13 protein-coding genes and 1 tRNA gene are annotated in these 17,369 nt (G+C 70.4%); 11 read left to right on the top strand and 3 right to left on the bottom strand.

The features are described from left to right. Positions 1 to 198: 198 nt before the first annotated feature. The 9 genes from ACIRO3_RS19330 to ACIRO3_RS19290 all read left to right on the top strand — a co-directional run bounded on the left by ACIRO3_RS19330 (position 199) and on the right by ACIRO3_RS19290 (position 11,773). Positions 199 to 1,362: a Gfo/Idh/MocA family protein gene (locus ACIRO3_RS19330; RefSeq protein ID WP_404138123.1), complete on the top strand. Its 1,164-nt coding sequence runs from the start codon at positions 199 to 201 to the stop codon at positions 1,360 to 1,362. Then, entirely contained in the window at positions 1,359 to 2,519 is a 1,161-nt protein-coding gene (locus tag ACIRO3_RS19325) for a dihydrodipicolinate synthase family protein (protein ID WP_404138120.1), read from the top strand. Before ACIRO3_RS19330 ends, ACIRO3_RS19325 begins: the two co-directional genes overlap by 4 nt. Then, positions 2,516 to 3,355, top strand: a complete 840-nt coding sequence (locus ACIRO3_RS19320) for a sugar phosphate isomerase/epimerase family protein (protein WP_404138117.1) — start codon at positions 2,516 to 2,518, stop codon at positions 3,353 to 3,355. Before ACIRO3_RS19325 ends, ACIRO3_RS19320 begins: the two co-directional genes overlap by 4 nt. A gap of 68 nt (positions 3,356 to 3,423) precedes the next feature. Next, on the top strand, positions 3,424 to 5,808 hold the full coding sequence (locus ACIRO3_RS19315) for a polysaccharide lyase 8 family protein (protein WP_404138114.1): 2,385 nt from the start codon (positions 3,424 to 3,426) through the stop codon (positions 5,806 to 5,808). An 88-nt stretch (positions 5,809 to 5,896) separates the two neighbouring features. Beyond that, positions 5,897 to 7,543 (top strand): N,N-dimethylformamidase beta subunit family domain-containing protein, encoded by a 1,647-nt coding sequence (locus tag ACIRO3_RS19310; RefSeq protein WP_404138111.1) that lies wholly within the window; start codon positions 5,897 to 5,899, stop codon positions 7,541 to 7,543. Between the two features lie 340 nt (positions 7,544 to 7,883). Continuing rightward, a complete protein-coding gene (locus tag ACIRO3_RS19305; RefSeq protein ID WP_365999831.1) occupies positions 7,884 to 8,270 on the top strand; it encodes a VOC family protein in 387 nt (128 codons plus the stop codon). A gap of 489 nt (positions 8,271 to 8,759) precedes the next feature. Continuing rightward, the gene (locus ACIRO3_RS19300; protein WP_404138109.1) at positions 8,760 to 9,158 is read left to right on the top strand and encodes a hypothetical protein; all 399 of its coding nucleotides are present in this window, start codon (positions 8,760 to 8,762) and stop codon (positions 9,156 to 9,158) included. Between the two features lie 487 nt (positions 9,159 to 9,645). Continuing rightward, positions 9,646 to 10,911 (top strand): serine hydrolase domain-containing protein, encoded by a 1,266-nt coding sequence (locus tag ACIRO3_RS19295; RefSeq protein ID WP_404138108.1) that lies wholly within the window; start codon positions 9,646 to 9,648, stop codon positions 10,909 to 10,911. A 76-nt stretch (positions 10,912 to 10,987) separates the two neighbouring features. After that, positions 10,988 to 11,773, top strand: coding sequence for a tRNA(His) guanylyltransferase Thg1 family protein (locus tag ACIRO3_RS19290; RefSeq protein ID WP_404138105.1), 786 nt, complete (start codon positions 10,988 to 10,990; stop codon positions 11,771 to 11,773). Between the two features lie 405 nt (positions 11,774 to 12,178). Here the strand turns inward: ACIRO3_RS19290 and ACIRO3_RS19285 are convergent. Continuing rightward, positions 12,179 to 12,252: transfer RNA gene (locus ACIRO3_RS19285), tRNA-Trp, on the bottom strand. A 258-nt stretch (positions 12,253 to 12,510) separates the two neighbouring features. Between ACIRO3_RS19285 and ACIRO3_RS19280 the strand changes: the two genes are divergently transcribed. Then, positions 12,511 to 14,154, top strand: coding sequence for a GMC oxidoreductase (locus ACIRO3_RS19280; RefSeq protein WP_404138102.1), 1,644 nt, complete (start codon positions 12,511 to 12,513; stop codon positions 14,152 to 14,154). Positions 14,155 to 14,206: 52 nt separating this feature from the next. On the opposite strand, the gene ACIRO3_RS19275 is transcribed toward ACIRO3_RS19280, so the two are convergent. Further along, complete coding sequence (locus tag ACIRO3_RS19275; protein WP_404138100.1) at positions 14,207 to 14,686, bottom strand: carboxymuconolactone decarboxylase family protein; 480 nt, start codon at positions 14,684 to 14,686, stop codon at positions 14,207 to 14,209. Next, on the bottom strand, positions 14,683 to 15,762 hold the full coding sequence (locus tag ACIRO3_RS19270; RefSeq protein WP_404138098.1) for a dihydrodipicolinate reductase: 1,080 nt from the start codon (positions 15,760 to 15,762) through the stop codon (positions 14,683 to 14,685). The genes ACIRO3_RS19275 and ACIRO3_RS19270 overlap by 4 nt, the downstream gene beginning before the upstream one ends. Positions 15,763 to 15,950: 188 nt before the next feature. On the opposite strand from ACIRO3_RS19270, the gene ACIRO3_RS19265 reads away from it, so the two are divergent. Further along, positions 15,951 to 17,279, top strand: coding sequence for a glycoside hydrolase family 18 protein (locus ACIRO3_RS19265; RefSeq protein ID WP_404138095.1), 1,329 nt, complete (start codon positions 15,951 to 15,953; stop codon positions 17,277 to 17,279). Positions 17,280 to 17,369 lie beyond the last annotated feature (90 nt).

The following is a 17,369-nucleotide window of genomic DNA, read 5'->3' as shown; positions in this document are numbered from 1 at the left end:
CTCGCCCCGGGCCGGTGGCCCATCCGTCGTGTGGATCTCCATAGTGCCCGATTCAGCAAGCGCTTTCTATCACTCGAAAGAGTCTTGCTGCCGGCGGCCTTCCCGTCCTAGCCTGATCGGAGTGAAAGCGCTTTCTTTCCGGCGCTTTTTCTCCGCCTTTCGCCGGCGGGAGGCACGTACACAACCCAGGAGGGAACCATGGACGGCACGACCTCACGCAGGACGATCAAGATCGCCATGAACGGCGTGACGGGGCGGATGGGATACCGGCAACACCTCGTCCGCTCCCTGCTCGCCCTGCGCGAGCGGGGCGGGTTGGACCTCGGGGACGGGACGGTGCTGTGGCCGGAGCCGATCCTGGTGGGGCGCCGGGAAGCCGCGCTGCGAGCCATCGCCGACCGGCACGGTCTGGAGCACGTCAGCACCGATCTGGCAGCCGTGCTCGCCGATCCCGAGGTGGAGATCTACTTCGACGCGCAGGTGACCGCCGCCCGCGAGAGCGCGATCCGGCAGGCCATCGCGGCAGGCAAACACGTGTACTGCGAGAAGCCGACCGCCCTCACCTACGCCTCCTCCCTGGAGCTGGCCCGGTCGGCCTCGGCGGCCGGCGTCAAGCACGGGGTGGTGCAGGACAAGCTCTTCCTGCCGGGCCTGCTGAAGCTGAAGCGACTGATCGAGGGCGGATTCTTCGGGGAGATCCTCTCCGTGCGGGGCGAGTTCGGCTACTGGGTCTTCGAGGGCGACTGGCAGCCGTCGCAACGCCCCTCCTGGAACTACCGGGCACAGGACGGGGGCGGCATCGTCGCCGACATGTTTCCCCATTGGGACTATCTGCTGCACGAGCTGTTCGGCCGGGTGGAGACCGTACAGGCCCTCACCCGTACCCACATCGGCCGCCGCTGGGACGAGGAGGGCAAGCCGTACGAGGCCACGGCGGACGACGCGGCGTACGGGATCTTCGAGCTGGAGGGCGGCGCGGTGGCGCAGATCAACTCCTCCTGGGCCGTCCGGGTCCACCGTGACGAGTTGGTGGAGTTCCAGGTGGACGGGACGCACGGCTCCGCCGTCGCGGGCTTGCGCGGGTGTCGGATCCAGCACCGTGCCGCGACGCCCAAGCCGGTGTGGAATCCGGATCTGGCGGAGACGGGGGACTTCCGCGACCAGTGGCAGGAAGTCCCCGACAACAGTCCTGCGGACAACGGCTTCAAGGCACAGTGGGAGTTGTTCCTGCGCCATGTGGTGCGGGACGAGCCCTGGCGTTGGGACCTGCTGGCCGGGGCGCGTGGGGTGCAACTCGCCGAACTCGGGAGAGCCTCCGCCGTGGAGGGCCGGCGGCTGCCGGTGCCGGAGGTGGCCCTGTGAACGCCGTTCGACTCCCTTCCGCGGACGGCGGGATCCGCCTCCACCGTCCCAACGCGGCCCCGCTCGAACCGCTGGTCTGCGGGCCGGCCCACAGCAGGGTGTTCTACGCTGCGGCCCACGTGGTCGCCGATCCGCTCGCCGCGTCGGCCGAAGCCGGTCCGGCGGTCGACTGGGACGCCACCCTGGCCTTCCGGCGCCGGCTGTGGTCCCAGGGGCTCGGGGTCGCGGAGGCCATGGACACCGCGCAGCGGGGCGCGGGACTGGACTGGCCGGTGGCCGCGGAACTCATCCGCCGCTCGGCCGCCGAGGCCCGGGCGGTCGGCGGTCGGATCCTGTGCGGCGCCGGCACGGACCAGTTGTCCCCGGACGGGGCCCATTCCCTGGCGGCGATCACCGCGGCGTACGAGGAACAGTTGGCGCACGTCGAGGCCTGCGGCGCTCAGCCGGTGCTGATGGCGTCCCGCGCCTTGGCGCGCGCGGCCCGCGGCCCGGAGGACTATCTGGAGGTGTACGGGGGGCTGCTGCGCCAGAGTGCCGGGCCGGTGGTCCTGCACTGGCTGGGGCCGATGTTCGATAGCCGGCTCGTCGGCTACTGGGGCCATGAAGACGTGGACCAGGCCGCGGATGTCCTGTTGAAGATCATCGCGGAATGTCCGAAAAAAGTGGACGGGATCAAGGTCTCGCTGCTGGACGCGGGCCGGGAGGTCGCCATCCGCCGCAGGCTGCCAGAGGGGGTCCGCTGCTACACCGGCGACGACCACCACTATCCGGAACTGATCGCCGGGAACGGGGTGCGGACCGGCGACGCGCTTCTGGGGGTGTTCGATCCCCTCGCGCCGATCGCGGCGCGGGCGGCGCTCGCCCTCGATCGAGGCGATCCCGAGGGCTTCCGGCGGTTGCTGGATCCGACGGTGGCGCTGGCGCGTCACCTGTTCGCCCCACCGACGCACCACTACAAGACGGGGGTGGTGTTGTTGGCCTGGCTGGCCGGGTACCAGGATCACTTCACGATGGTGGGCGGTCTGCAATCGGCCCGATCGCTCCCCCACTTGGCCACGGCCTATGAGAGAGCGGACCTGCTGGGGCTGTTTCCCGAGCCCGAACTTGCCGCGACGCGGATGCGGCAGTTGCTTGCGGTGCACGGGGTGACGTCGTGAGCCGGGCGCCTGCTCCCGCCCGCTTCAGCCTGAATCAGGAGACGATCCGTCAGTGGTCCCTGCCCGAACTGGTGGCGGGGTGCACGGCGGCCGGGGTGGGCGCGGTGGGGCTGTGGCGGGACCCCGTGCGGCGGTTCGGGGTCCGCGAGAGCGCGAAGCTTGTCGCCGGGGCGGGGCTGCGGGTCAGCTCGCTGTGTCGTGGCGGGTTCTTCACGGCCGCCGATCCTGCGGGGCGGGCGGCGGCACTCGAAGACAACCGGCGGGCCGTGGAGGAGGCGGCCGCGTTGGGTGCGGAGACGTTGGTCCTGGTCTCGGGGGGTCTGCCGGCGGGCGATCGGGACCTGTCGGGGGCGCGCGGGAGGATCGTCGATCTGCTGGGGGAACTCACACCCTGGGCGGCCGGGCACGGGGTGCGCCTGGGGATCGAGCCGCTGCATCCGATGTTCGCGTCGGATCGGTGCGTGGTGTCCACCCTGGGTCAGGCGTTGGACATCGCCGAGCAGTTCCCCTCGGAGCGGGTCGGGGTGGTGGTGGACGCCTACCACCTGTGGTGGGACGAGCGGCTGCCCGCGGAGTTGCGGCGGGCCGGCGCGACCGGCCGGATCGTGTCCGTGCAGGTGGCCGACTGGGTGACCCCGCTGCCCGAGGGGGTGCTGTGCGGACGGGGGCAGTTGGGCGACGGCTGTGTCGATCTTCGGGGTTTCCGCGCGTTGACGGACGAGGCGGGCTACCGCGGACCGATCGAGGTGGAGATCTTCCAGCCGCGATTGTGGGCCCGTGAGGGCTCGGAGGTGCTGCGGGAGGTGATCGAGCGCTACCGCGAGCACGTCGAGTGAGGTGAGGGCCGGCGCACGTGGACCGGCGTGACCGTGCGAGTCCGTGAGGATCAGACGAGGAGCATGCGATGACAGCGATGTGGAGTCGGCGCGCTTTTCTCTCCGCCGCCGGCGGAGGCGCCTGGGCACTGGGCGCGCCCGCGGGTGCCGAGCCGGCCGCGGAGGTTCACGACGAGATGCGGGCGGTCTGGCGCGGCCTCTACCTCGGTGGTGGCTTCCCCGCCGGCGCCGAGCCGTTCCGCTCCAGACTCCTGGAGCTCGGGACGCAGGCGGACGCCTGGCGCGCGACCATGGCGCCTGCCCCTGGTTCGCTCTGGCCGGAGTTGGGTTTCACCACCGACCCCGAGCTGATGATGCAGAGCTACTACCGGCTGCGGACGATGGCCGAGGCCTATGTCCGGCCCGGAACCGGGCGGACCGGGGACGCCGCGTTGGGGTCGGCTCTGCTCACCGGGCTCGATCACCTGCACGCGCGGGTCTACCACGCGGGTCAGGCCAGGTACGGGAACTGGTACTGCTGGCAGATCGGCACGCCACAAGCCCTGCTCGACCTCTGCGTCCTGCTGTACGAGGATCTGGACGCGGCACGACTCTCCGCGTTCCGCGCGGCCGTGGACCACTTCGTGCCGGACTCGGCGGTCGCCTCGTACACCGGGACCAGTACGGGTGCCAACCGGGTCGACCTCTGCCGGGTGCTGGCGCTGAGCGGAGTGCTCGGCGCGGATCCCGCGAAGATCGCCCTGGCCCGGGACGCGCTGGCGCCGGTGTTCCCGTACGTCTCGACGGGCGACGGCCTGTATCGCGACGGGTCCTTCGTCCAGCACACCTGGGTGCCGTACACGGGCACGTACGGGGCGGTGCTGCTCGGCGGGCTCGGCATGCTGTTCGCCCTGTTGCGCGGGACTCCCTGGCAGGTCACGGATCCGGGCGCGCAGATCGTCTTCGACGCTGTCGAGCGTGCTTGGGTCCCGTTCCTGTTCAACGGGTTGATCATGGACTCGGTTTCCGGGCGGGCGATCAGTCGGGGTCTGACCGCGGGGGACGTCCGCCAAGTACAACAGGACGACCACACACGGGGGCATGCGGTACTGGCCGGGATCCTGGTGTTGGCCGAGGGCGCGAGCGAGACCCAACGGGTCCGCTGGCGGGCACTGGTGAAAGGATGGACGCTCCAGGACCGGTACAGCCCCGCTCTGGCCGATCGCACGCTCGGCCTGTCCGCTCTGGCCAGGTTGGCGGACGTGGCGGCCGAAACCTCGGTCGCGCCGCTCCCCGAGCCGGTCGGGCACCGGCTGTTCGCCTCGATGGACCGGGTCACGCACCGGCGGGCGGGCTGGGCCGCCTCGCTCTCCATGGCCTCCCGGCGGATCACTCACTACGAGACGGGCAACGGTGAGAACCTGCGCGGCTGGCACACCGGGAGCGGGATGCTCGCCTGGTGGGGCTCCACCTACGGCAACGGCCAGTACACCGACGCCTTCTGGCCCACGGTGGATCCGTACAGGCTGCCGGGCACCACGGTGGCGCGAAAGGTTCTCGCGGACGGCGCGGGGGGTGACTGGGGGGCTTCCCGGCCGGACGCGACGTGGGTGGGTGGCACGACGGACGGGGAGTTCGCCTCGGTGGGGCAGGACCTGCGTGGTCTGGAAAGCACCCTGACGGCCCGGAAGTCCTGGTTCTTCCTGGCGGACACGATCGTCTGTCTGGGAGCGGGGATCCGGGCCACGGACGGCGTGCCGGTCGAGACGATCATCGACAACCGGAATCTGGGCGCCGCCGGCACGCACGCCCTGAGCGTGGGCGGCACGGTCCAGCCGTCCGGACTCGGCTGGTCGGCGACCTTCCCCTCACCGGGCTGGGCACACCTGGCGGGCTTCGGGGGCTACGTCATGTCGGGCTCGGGCTCGTTCAGGGCTCTGCGGCAGGCGCGCACCGGCCGATGGAGCGAGATCAATCGGGGAGGATCCACGACTCCAGTGACCCGGCGCCACCTGACCCTCTGGTACGACCACGGCGTCGATCCTACGGCCGCCGGTTACGTCCACCAGATCCTCCCCGGGGCGACGGCGGCCGGCACGGCGACGCGGGCCGCCGACCCCGGCCATGTCCGCGTGCTCGCCAACACCGAGGTGGTGCAAGGGATCTCATGCGTCTCGCTGGGCTTCACCGGCGCCAACTTCTGGCAGGCCGGATCGGCGGGGACCTTGTCGGTGAGTGCGCCCTGTTCGGTCACGGTGCGGGAGAGAACCGACGGTACGGCCACGATCTGTGTGGCGGACCCTTGCCGGGCAATAACCTCGCTGTCCCTGGTGTGGAACCGGCCCGTCGCCGCGGTGCTGACCCTGCCGGAGAGCGTGCTGACGGCGTCCACGGGGGCCCGACTGCGGCTCGGGTTCGGCGATCTGACCGGGGCGGCGGGGGCCGGTCAGGAACTGGTGGTGCGCTTGGCGTGAAACCGGGCCGTCGGATGAGCCCCGTGGCCACCGGACGACGTACAACCCGACGAAAGAAGGGGGTGGAGCGTGACATAGCGTGCCCTTCATGGATCACGAGCAGATGGCCGGGGGGACCGGTTCCGCGGGCAGGCGGCGGTTCATCGCGATCGCGGCGACGGGAGCGGCCACGGCCGTCGGGATCGGGACCGCCGCCGGCTGTGCGAGCGGCGGGGGCGGCGACGCGAAGGGTGCCGGCGCGGGTGAGAGGCCGAAGTCGGGAGACTCGCCCTCAGGGTCGTCGAACGGGCCCGGTTCGTCTCCCGGCGCCGGATCCGGGGTGTTCGACGTCAAGGCCGAGAACGCCCGACCCGGCAATGCCGACTGGCACGTGACCAAGGCGGGGTCGGCGCGCGCCATCGAGGGTTTCGCCGACAAGGTCAGCGTCCTGCCGGGTGAGTCGTTCGGGCTGCACGTGTCCACCACGGCGCCCCGGTTCACGGTCTCCGCTTACCGCATGGGTTGGTACGGCGGCGCTCGGGCCCGGCTGGTCTGGCGGTCGCAGGCGATGCCCGGGGTCCGCCAGCCCGACCACACGGTGGACGCGGGAACCAGGATGGTCCGCACCCGGTGGTCGCGGACCACCACGGTCGACACCGAAGGCTGGCCGGAGGGCTGCTACCTGCTCCGGCTCGACGCGCAGGGCGGCGAAGGCCAGCGTTTCGTCCCGCTGACCGTCCGCTCGGCGTCCACGAAGGGACGCACCGTCATCGTCAACGCGGTGGCGACCTGGCAGGCGTACAACAGGTGGGGTGGCTACGGCAGCTATGACGGCCCCTCCGGCGGTTACGCCTCACGTTCGCTCGCCGTGACCTTCGACCGGCCGTACGAGTACGACGACGGCGCGGGCCTGTTCCTGGTGTACGAGGCGCCGCTGATAGCCCTCGCCGAGCGGCTCGGCATATCGCCGGCCTACACGACGACCACCGACGTGGCACGGGAGAAGCGACTCCTGGAGGGAGCGGCCTCCGTGGTCTCGCTGGGACACGACGAGTACTGGTCCCCGGAGCAGCGTGCCCACGTCACCGCGGCCAGGGACGCCGGCACCAACATCGCGATACTGGGCGCGAACTGCTGCTACCGCCGGATCCGCTTGGAGCCGTCGGACCTGGGACCGGACCGCACGGTGGTCTGCTACAAGTCGTCCTACGCCCAGGACCCGGGCTTCAAACGGGGCCACCCGGCGACGGTCGATTTCCGCTCGGCCCCCACCGCCGATCCGGAGAGTTCCCTCCTCGGTGTCATCTATGACGGCTACCCGGTGGACGCCCCGTACGTGGTGACCCACCCCGGGCACTGGTTGTTCGAGGGCACGAGGGTAAAGACCGGTGACAGGTTCGCGCACCTGGTCGGGGTCGAGTACGACAAGGTCGACACCGGCTTTCCCACACCCCGTCCGATCGAGATCGTCGCCCACTCCCCCGTGGTCTGCGAGGGCCGACCCAGCCATCAGGACACGGCGTACTACACCGTGGCGAGCGGCGCCGGGGTCTTCGCGACGGGAACGATGCGCTGGGTCGAGGCGCTCGACGCGAAGGGTGACGGGCGCGGCGGCGGAAACCACGGTCTGGACGCGCGTTCCGGGGCGCTGACCACACGGGTGACGGAGAACGTGCTGCGGGCCTTCGCGGCGGGCCCGGCCGGTCGGACGCATCCCGCGCGGGACAACGTCGATGCGGTGTACGGGCGTTCCTGAATCAGGCAGTTCGGCGCGGCCGGCTGCGCCCGGGTCGCCCCGCCTGATGCGCAGGTGCCTCATGCGCAGGTGCCTCATGTGCAGGCGCGCCTCATGCGTAGGCGCCTCATGTGCAGGCGTCTCATGCGTAGGCACCTCACGCCTAGGCACCTCATGCGTAGGCGCCTCATGCGTAGGCGCCTGGGTGACAGGCGCCTGTGGCAGGCGGCTCATTCGACCGAATATCGATGGACCCGGCCCGATGCGTGTGCTTAGGCTCGTGCGGACGGCGTCGCGTGTCGGTCACCGACCGGGTGAGGCATGGAGGCGGCCGTGACATGCCTTTCGGAGGCATCCACCCATGTCAGTACAGCTGAACCACACGATCGTCCACTGCCGTGACAACCGGCGGTCCGCCGAGTTCCTCGCCGACATCCTCGGCCTGGAGGTCGGGACCGAGTGGGGTCCCTTCATCCCCGTCGAGACCGGAAACGGCGTCACCCTGGACTTCGCGACCGTCCCCGCCGGGTCCATCGCTCCCCAGCACTACGCGTTCCTCGTATCCCAGGACGTGTTCGACGCGGCCTACGAGAAGATCAAGGCGGCGGGAACGGAGCACTACGCCGACCCGCACCGCAAGCACCCGGGCGAGATCAACCACAACGACGGGGGCAACGGCGTCTACTTCCCCGACCCGTCCGGCCACTGGTTGGAACTGATCACCCGCCCGTACGGCTCCCAGGGCTGAGACCGATCCGGTCGGGTGGGCAGGCGGATCCGGGTCACTCCCGCGCCGCCTGCCCCCCCCGTCGAGCCGGGTGCTTGACGCCCGTCGAGCCCGCGTCGGCGCAGGCCCGGCAGCCGGTCGGCCAGAGGTGCCGAAGGTGCCATGGGCGCAGCGCAGCAGTGTGGTCGTGCCGCCGCCGTGTTGGACCACGCCGACGAACGCGCCGGGTCGGACCAACCGGGCGGTGAAGTCGACTCCGGGCAGCAGCCTCTGCCGTCGCGCGGGGGCCTGGTAGGCAGTTCCGGTAACGCAGTTGGTGACGGTGTACGGGAACCGGGGCGCCTTCACGGCGCCGCGCCCCTGTTCGCGCCTGCGTTCGCGACATTCCCGGCCGGCGCGCGTCGCAGACGGCCGGGGCGCCGGCAACGCGAGGGACATGAGGGAGCGCAGAGCCGCGCGGGACCGTGACAACCCGGCGCCCGACATCCTCGCAGGGGCTACCCTCCCCAGATGGAGCGCGCGGAAGTCATGAAGCGAGTCATCGGGATCCTCACCGAGTCCCAGGAGATCCGCAGGTCCCACGAGGCCGGCGCCGAAGCCGGCCCCGCCTCGGAGCCGGGCGTCGTCACCTTGTTGCTGAGCGAGATGATCCCGCACTTCAGCGTGCCGGCCGATGCGACTCCCCTCCAGGTGGGGCGAATCGTCGGGGAAACGTTGGCTCCCGCCATGCACACGATCGTCGGATCCTTCGCCGCCGCCTTCAACGCGCTGGCGGCCGTCCACGACTCGGGGCAGACGGATGTCTCGTCGATGGACGTCCTGCGCGAACTGGCGCTGCGTGTCGAGGCGGGAGCCTACGACCGCGACCCTGACGACGGTCCCGACGAGGGCGGCCTCGACGACGCCTAGGTCCGGTGTCGACCGACCCGGAATTCCCCCTGTCATATGCCTACCCGCGCCCGTGTACCCGGGCATACGGTGTGCTCCCGGACCATCCCGGGCGCGCGTCCCTCCCGCTCTCCCCACGGGAGGGCCGCCGCACGCCCGCGCCCAGTCGGGTTCCGACCGGCCATCCAGGGGTCCGGTCACGACGCCCGGCTGTCTCGCACGCGGATCAGGAGCGTGCCCGGGAAAGCGGTGGCTCTGGAGGTTCGCCGCTCGCGGTGACGGCCGACGACGCCCGGCGGTCTCACACGAGGATCGGGACCGTGCCCGGGAGAGCGGTGGCTCTGGAGGTTCGCCGCTCGCGGTGACGGCCGACGACGCCCGCCGTGGGGGTTACCCCCACCCGACACAGGCCCGGTAGCCGGATCACCCTCGGACCCCCGTCCCGGAGAGGCTGTTCCCACGGGGCGCTGCCGCATCCGCGGTGCGCCGGGGCCACAGGGGAGATGGCATGGCAGTACGTCGAACAGTGCGGACCGGGCTGGTGGGGCTCGCCGCGGCGATGGTCTTGACAGGGTTGTCGCTACCGGCCGAGGCCGCGCCCGGCGGCTCGGTCCTGGCGCAGCGACACGCGGCGACCCAGCGTGCGATGGACGCGATGGTGGCCGCCGGGTCCCCCGGTGTCACGGCGATGGTGGTGGACAAGGGTGCCGTGTGGAGGGGCACTTCGGGGGTCGGAGATCTGCGGTCGGGGGCGCCGCGCGGGGCCGACGACCGTTTCCGGATCGGCAGCGTCACGAAGACGTTCGTGGCGACCGTGCTGCTCCAGATGGAAGCGGAGGGCAAGCTCGACCTCGATGACACGGTGGAGGATTGGCTGCCCGGTCTCGTGCGGGGCAACGGCAACGACGGTCACGCGATCACGGTGCGCCAACTCCTCAATCACACGAGCGGGCTCTACAACTACACCAGCGATCCGACGTTCTTGAACCGCAACCTGTTGGCGGGCTTTCCCGCGCACCGCTTCGACACGCACACACCAAGGGAGTTGGTGCGGGTCGCGCTGGCACACCGTCCGGACTTCGCCCCCGGCGACCGGCACTCCTACTCCAACACCGGCTACATCCTGGCCGGGTTGATCATCGAGAGGATCAGCGGCCGCGGCTACGGTCAAGAGATACGCGCGCGCGTCATTGAACCCCTCGGCCTGCGGGCCACCACCATCCCGGGCGACGACCCGTTCATGCCGAGGCCGAGCGGTCGTGCGTACTCCAAGCTGTCCAGGGACGCCGGCGCCACGAAGGTCCACGACGTCACCGAGCACAACATGTCCTGGGGGTGGGCGGCCGGCGAGGCGATCTCCACGACCGGTGACCTCAACCGCTTCTTCGGCGCCCTGATGCGCGGCAGGCTGCTGCCCGCGAAACAGCTCGCGGCCATGCAGACGGTGGTGCCCGCGCCCGACGACCCCTATTACTCCGGCTACGGACTCGGGCTCTACACCGTCAGGACGACCTGTGGTGTGCCGCTCTGGAGTCACGGCGGCGGAACCCCGGGCTCCGACACCGATGTCGTGACCACGCCTGACGGTCGGCATACCCTCGCCTACAACCGCAACGGCGATTGGGGCGACCTGGGAGGCATCGTCGAGGCCGAGTTCTGCGGCAGGTCCGAAACGTCCAGGGCGACCGAAACACCAGGGGCATCCGGTGCTTCCTGGGCGTCTGGTGCGCCCGGTACGGCGGGCGACGGGGTCCGCCCGACTCCGCGTCCGTGACGTCGGCGCGGTCGTCACGCTCCGGGCCCGCGGGTCCGTGCGTGCCAGACTGGGGCCACACCGACGAAGGGACGACATGGCGGACGGCACGGCATTGGGCGATCGGATGAAGCGGTACGAGGCGGTGCACCGTGCGGTCCTGCCTCGCCGCACCCATACCTTGCTCCGGGTCGACGGCCGTGCGTTCCACACGTACATACGGGGAGCGAACCGCCCCTTCGACGAGGCCTTCATGGCCGACATGGACGCGGTCGCCGAGGCGCTGTGCGCGGAGATCGCCGGGGCCCGGTTCTCCTACACGCAGTCCGACGAGGTCAGCGTGCTCTACACCGATGTCGGCAGCGCGGGCGCGGAGCCGTGGTTCGGCGGTGTGGTGGCGAAGCAGTTGTCCGTGGCGGCTTCGCTGGCCACGGCGGTGTTCAACGAGCGCCGGCCGGGTGGGCGGGCCCTGTTCGACGCCCGTCTGTTCACCATCTCCGATCCCGTCGAGGTCGCCAACTACTTCCGGTGGCGGCAGCGGGACGCCGTGCGCAACAGCATCAGCCTGGCCGCGCAGACCCACTTCCCCCACGAGCGGTTGCACGGCGTTTCGTCCGGTGGCATGCGGGAGCTGCTGCGGTCGGAAGCCGGGGTGAACTGGAACGACTACCCCGACGGCTGCAAGCGGGGACGGATCGCGGTGCGCAGGAGCGGTGAACGGGAGACGACGTACGTGGACCCGCGGACCGGGGTGGAGCGCACGACCCTGGCGGTCCGCTCCTGGTGGGAGACCATGCCCGCGCCGCGCTTCACGACCGACGCCGCCTGCTGGCCGGCCGGCACGATGTCGGCGCTGCCGGGCTTCGGCGAACGTCCCGCCTGACCGTTGCCGTCTCTCCCGCCCGGCCGGTGCCCGCTCTCCCCGCCCGACCGTTGCCGACTCTGTCGCCCGGCCGTTGTCAGTGGTCGGTCCTAGGCTGACCTGACACATTCGAGCGATTGACCGCGGGCTGCGGTGCTACTCGGATGCCGCCCGTCGGACCCCCCGGGGACAGCGACCGACGGGCGGACCCATGTCCGTACGCGGACGCGCTCCTCGTCCGCCGGCCGGGCTTCGACGTACGCCACCCGCCACCCGTTCCGGGAGGGCAGTGCGAGCGGTACGGCCCCGCCACGAGGGTCGGCTCACCCGACATGCGGCGTTCGACGCCGAGAGCCCCACCGGATTCCCGGCGGGGCTCTCGACTTCTCCCGGCGCACCGAGGGTCACACCCTCCGTGCGGACGTGCAGGGGCGGCAGGACTTGAACCTGCAGCCTACGGTTTTGGAGACCGTTGCTCTGGCCAGTTGAGCTACGCCCCTTCGGCAGGACCAACCATGGCACGGCGCGGCCGGGAGGGCCATCGAATTCGGTGGTCGGTCGCGCGGTGACACACGGCGCGCTCCTTTCCCCGTGGGGAACTCGTGGGGAGGTCCAGGACGGGTTCGTCGGCGCCGCGCCGGCCGGGGCGTGGGGCCATCGACATGAAACCGGCCGGAAATTACCTCGGCGTATGTAGTGACTTACCACGCCGGCGACAGTAGAACTTGTTCCACTCCGTCGAGAGTGAGGAACGTCACATGAGTGACAAGTCCCTGCACAGCAAGGTTTCCAAGGGTGTCTCGCGTCGCGGTTTCATCGCTGGAACTGGTTCCATTTTCGGCGCCATGGCCCTGTCGGTCAACGCCGCTGCGGCCCATGCGAAAGTCGCCACCGCGGCAGCACCCATCGACAACGGCGCGCACGTGGCGGCCCTCGTCATCGGCACCGGTTACGGTGGCTCCGTCGCCGCGCTGCGTCTCGCCCAGGCGGGTGTCGACGTGCACATGATCGAGATGGGCATGGCCTGGGACACCCCGGGCCCGGACGGCAAGATCTTCTGCAACACCCTCAACCCGGACAAGCGCTCGTACTGGTTGCGCACCCGGACGAAAGCTCCGCTGAACTACTTCCTCGGTTTCCCCATCGACAAGGACATCCCCAAGTACACCGGCATCCTGGACGCCGAGGACTTCGCGGGGATCACCGTCTACCAGGGCCGCGGTGTAGGCGGCGGTTCGCTCGTCAACGGCGGCATGGCCGTCACGCCCAAGCGGGAGAACTTCAGCGCGATCCTGCCCACGGTGAACGCCGACGAGATGTACAACACCTACTACCCGCGCGCCAACTCCGGTCTCGGGGTGGGTCTCATCGACCCGGCCTGGTTCGACACGGTGAGCTGCTACCAGTTCGCCCGCGTGGGTCGCAAGCACGCTCAGCGGTCCAACTTCCCCTTCGTCTTCGTACCGGACGTGTACGACTGGGACTACATGAAGCAGGAGGCGGCCGGCACGGCCACCAAGTCGGCGTTGGACGGCGAGATCCTCTACGGCAACAACAACGGCAAGAAGTCGCTCCAGAAGACCTACATCGCGGCCGCCAAGGCGACCGGGAGGGTGAGCATCTCGCCGCTGCACAAGGTCACCACGGTCACCCCCACGACCGGCGGCGGCTACACGGTGGTCATCGAGCAGCTCAACACGACGGGTGACGCCGTGGGCACCAAGACCGTCACGGCCGACAGGGTGTTCTTCGCGGCCGGCAGCGTCGGCACGAGCAAGCTGCTCGTCCGGCTGAAGGCCACGGGCGCCCTCCCCCACCTGAACGGCGAGATCGGCAAGGGCTGGGGTGACAACGGCAACGTCATGTGCGGGCGGGCCAACCACATGTGGGACCCCACCGGCAAGCTCCAGGCGACGATCCCCTGCGGCGGCATCGACAACTGGAACGCGGGCGGGGCCTTCGCCGAGGTGGCGCCGCTGCCGACCGGGATCGAGACGTATGCGTCGTTCTACCTGTCCATCACCAAGAACCCCCACCGTGCCGAGTTCACCTGGAACGCGGCCACGGGCCAGGTCGACCTGAACTGGCAGACGGCCTGGAAGCAGCCGGCCATCGACATGGCCAAGACCATCTTCGACAAGATCAACGCGAAGGAGGGGACGATCTACCGGACCGATCTCTTCGGGACGTACAAGATTTGGGGCGACCACCTCACCTACCACCCGCTCGGCGGCGCGATCCTGGACAAGGCCACCGACAACTACGGTCGTCTGCACGGACATCCGGGCCTCTACGTGATCGACGGGGCCCTGATCCCCGGCAACGTCAGCGTCAATCCGTTCGTCACCATCACGGCACTCGCGGAGCGCAACATAGAGAAGATCATCGCGACAGACCTGTAGCGATGACCGAAGCCCGGGGCCGACCGGATTCTCCGACCGGCCCCGGGGCATCTCAACTGCCCGGCAGCATGCAGACGCTGTCGAGGCCCAGTACGTGATTGAGCCGTCCGAAGGCCAGCCAGGAACCGATGCTCATGCTCAGCTCCACGATCTCGACCTGGCTGTAGAGCGCGGCCATCCGCTCCCAGAACTCCTCGTCGAGGCCGTGGTGGTCCAGGGCGTACCGTTCCGCGTACTCGGCGGCGATCCGCGTGCGGTCGTCGAAGGCCTTGGTGGTCCGCCAGTCGGTGACCGCGTCGGCGAACTCCTCCTCGACCTTCTCCCCGTCGCGGTCGGTGCGCCAGTCGAGGCAGAAGACGCACCCGTTGATCTGCGCGACGCGCAGCCGGGCGGCCTCGAACTCGCGCAGGCCCAGGGTGGTGTGGGCGTACACGGACAGGGAGAAGTTCGCCGCCGCCATCCCGATGCCGGGGACCATGTCGCCCCAGACGTATTCGATGGGGTGCCGGCCCTCGGGGATGTCGATCCTCATGGCTGCTTCCTTCCGAATTTGCCGACTGCTGGTCGCAGCGGGACGTCGAGCGCGTCGTAGATTCCCGGTTCGGCGGCCACGAGCCAGTCGATGGCGCCCACCAGCCGGCCCACCGCGGTGGCGTTGCCGCCGGCGGAGCGGTTCTCGCCCTCGTCGGTGGCCTCGATCGTGACCTCGATCCGGGGGCGGCCCTCGATGATCACCCGGTGGGCGCCGGCCCCGTCGGGCGGTATCGGCCAGTCGGGGGCGCAGGAGGGGTGGATGCGGGTGACGTGTTCGATGACGATCCGGGGTTCGCCCTCGACGATGCCCTGGACCTCGAACCGGATCGCGCCCTGGGTGCCGGCCTCGAACTCGCCCATGGTGCGGGTGGTCACCGTGGCGTCGAGGGCGCGGCGCTCGGAGGTCTCGCGGATCTCGTCGAGTTCGACGCCCAGGGCGCGGGCCATCAGTCGGATCTGCCCGCCCCACACCATGGTGGGGATGGAGGGCATCAGCATCATCGGCTCGTGGTCCATCGGCTGTCCCATGCCGACCAGGAGGCGGACCGAGTCCGGTTGGTCGTACGTGGAGTAGTCGAAGATCTCCTGGCAGCGGATCACGTCCACGGTCGTGCCGAGGCCGCTGATCAGCAGGGGCAGGACGTCGTTGCCCCAGCCCGGGTCGACGCCGGAGGCGAACAGCGAGCCGCCGCCCTCGGCGATCGCCGCCGACACCGGGTCGATGAACTCGGGCGGGGCGTTGCGGTGGTCGTAGAGCGGGTACAGGGCCGGGCTGACCACCGCCGCGCCGGCGGCGATCGCCCGGGTGATGTCGGCGAGGGCGTCGTCGGGGCGGATGTCTCCGGAAGCGGCGTAGACGAGGGCGGCGGGCCGGGCGGCCAACACCGCCTCGACGTCGTCGGTCGCGGCGACTCCCAACATCCGCTCGAGTCCGGCCAGTTCGCCGGCGTCGCGGCCGACCTTCGTGGGATTGTGGACGATCACTGCCGTGAGTTCGAGCGCCGGGTGGGCCTCGACGGCGCGGATCGCCGCGCGGCCGACGTTGCCGGTACCCCAGACCACCGTGGGAATCATGCGCGGAGGGTAGCGACGGCGCGCAAAGGTGCCCAGTGCCGTGAAGGATGTTTTTCGGACGGGCCGGCGACGGCGGAGAACCCGAGGTGGACGCCCCCTTGACCGAGATGGTCCAGACCAATAGTTTCCGAGGTGCACAGCACAGCACAGCGCACGCGAATCCGCTCCCGCATCCGCAAAGGAAGCCCATGCGCTTCAGCACGCTCGGCAGACTGACCGTCGCCGCCTGCTCCCTCTCCCTGCTGGCCGCCTTCGCGCCGGCCGCGGCCGCGCAGGCCGACGGAGACGGTCACGACCGCTCGTACCGGAAGGTCGGGTACTTCACCCAATGGGGCGTCTACGGGCGGGACTTCCAGGTCCAGGACCTTGAGGCCAGCGGCACGGCCGGCAAACTCACCCACATCAACTACGCCTTCGGCAACATCAGCCCCGAGGGCAAGTGCTTCACCGGAAACGTCCCGGGCGAGGCCGACGCGTGGGCCGACTACGCGCGCCCGCTCGACGCCGCGAACTCGGTCGACGGGGTGGCCGACGACGACCGCCGGCCCCTGGCCGGCAACTTCAACCAACTGCGCGAGCTGAAGGCCAGGCACCCGGGACTCAAGGTGCTGATCTCACTGGGCGGTTGGAGCTGGTCGACGAACTTCTCGGACGCAGCGCTCACCCCCGCCTCCCGCAAGGCGCTCGTCCGGTCCTGCATCGACCTCTACATCAAGGGGAACCTGCCGCAGGACGGCGTCCGAGGCGGCCAGGGCGCGGCCGCCGGGGTGTTCGACGGGATCGACCTCGACTGGGAGTGGCCCGGCTCGGCCGGTGACACGGACACGAAGTTCCGGCCCGAGGACAAGCGCAACTTCACCGAGCTGGTCAAGGAGTTCCGCACGCAGCTCGACGCGTACGGCCGGAGTGGGAAGCAGAAGCGGACGTACGAGCTGACGGCCTTCGTCCCGACCGCGCCCGCCAAGATCGACGCGGGCTTCGACGTGCCCCGGATCATGCGCGACCTCGACTTCGTCACGCTCCAGGGCTACGACTTCCACGTGTCGGGCGAGAAGAACACCGCCCAGCAGTCGGCGCTGTACGCGCGGGGCGACTTCAGCGTGGACGGCACCGTGGACGCCTGGCTGCGCCGCGGGGCGCCGGCGCGGAAGCTCGTGATGGGCATGCCCTTCTACGGACAGGGCTGGACCGGGGTCAGCGGGGGCGGCGACGGCATGGGGCAGCCGGCGACGGGGCCCGCTCCGGCCGCCTGGGCGGCGGGGTACGCGGACTACAAGGAACTGCGGCAGCTGGCCGCATCGGGGACGTACAAGATCCACCGCGACCGACGCGGCGGCCACGCCTGGCTGTTCGACGGCACCACCCTGTGGACGTACGACGACCCGCAGGTGCTGCGCGCCAAGACGCGGTACGTACGCGACAACGGCCTGGGCGGCGCGATGTTCTGGTCACTGGACGCGGACACCGCCGACGGCGAGCTGATCACGGCCGTCGACCGGGGGCTGCGCGGGCGCTGAGCCACCGACGGACCCCACTGACCGGCGCCGCCGGGCCGCGAGCATCGAACCGGCCCGGCGGCGTCTCCACGCCCGAGGCGCACGGGTACG

It is taken from the genome of Streptomyces sp. NPDC102278 (genome assembly GCF_044766345.1).
GTDB lineage: Bacteria > Actinomycetota > Actinomycetes > Streptomycetales > Streptomycetaceae > Streptomyces.
Note: the sequence above shows the minus strand (reverse complement) of the source record. Positions and strands in the feature narration are given on the sequence as shown.

Coding starts and splice junctions, on each gene's coding strand:
- ACIRO3_RS19280 (WP_404138102.1), top strand. CDS start 12,511: ATGAGTGACAAGTCCCTGCACAGCAAGGTTTCCAAGGGTGTCTCGCGT.
- ACIRO3_RS19305 (WP_365999831.1), top strand. CDS start 7,884: ATGTCAGTACAGCTGAACCACACGATCGTCCACTGCCGTGACAACCGG.
- ACIRO3_RS19300 (WP_404138109.1), top strand. CDS start 8,760: ATGGAGCGCGCGGAAGTCATGAAGCGAGTCATCGGGATCCTCACCGAG.
- ACIRO3_RS19290 (WP_404138105.1), top strand. CDS start 10,988: ATGGCGGACGGCACGGCATTGGGCGATCGGATGAAGCGGTACGAGGCG.
- ACIRO3_RS19265 (WP_404138095.1), top strand. CDS start 15,951: ATGCGCTTCAGCACGCTCGGCAGACTGACCGTCGCCGCCTGCTCCCTC.
- ACIRO3_RS19330 (WP_404138123.1), top strand. CDS start 199: ATGGACGGCACGACCTCACGCAGGACGATCAAGATCGCCATGAACGGC.
- ACIRO3_RS19310 (WP_404138111.1), top strand. CDS start 5,897: ATGGATCACGAGCAGATGGCCGGGGGGACCGGTTCCGCGGGCAGGCGG.
- ACIRO3_RS19315 (WP_404138114.1), top strand. CDS start 3,424: ATGACAGCGATGTGGAGTCGGCGCGCTTTTCTCTCCGCCGCCGGCGGA.
- ACIRO3_RS19275 (WP_404138100.1), bottom strand. CDS start 14,686: ATGAGGATCGACATCCCCGAGGGCCGGCACCCCATCGAATACGTCTGG.
- ACIRO3_RS19295 (WP_404138108.1), top strand. CDS start 9,646: ATGGCAGTACGTCGAACAGTGCGGACCGGGCTGGTGGGGCTCGCCGCG.
- ACIRO3_RS19270 (WP_404138098.1), bottom strand. CDS start 15,762: ATGATTCCCACGGTGGTCTGGGGTACCGGCAACGTCGGCCGCGCGGCG.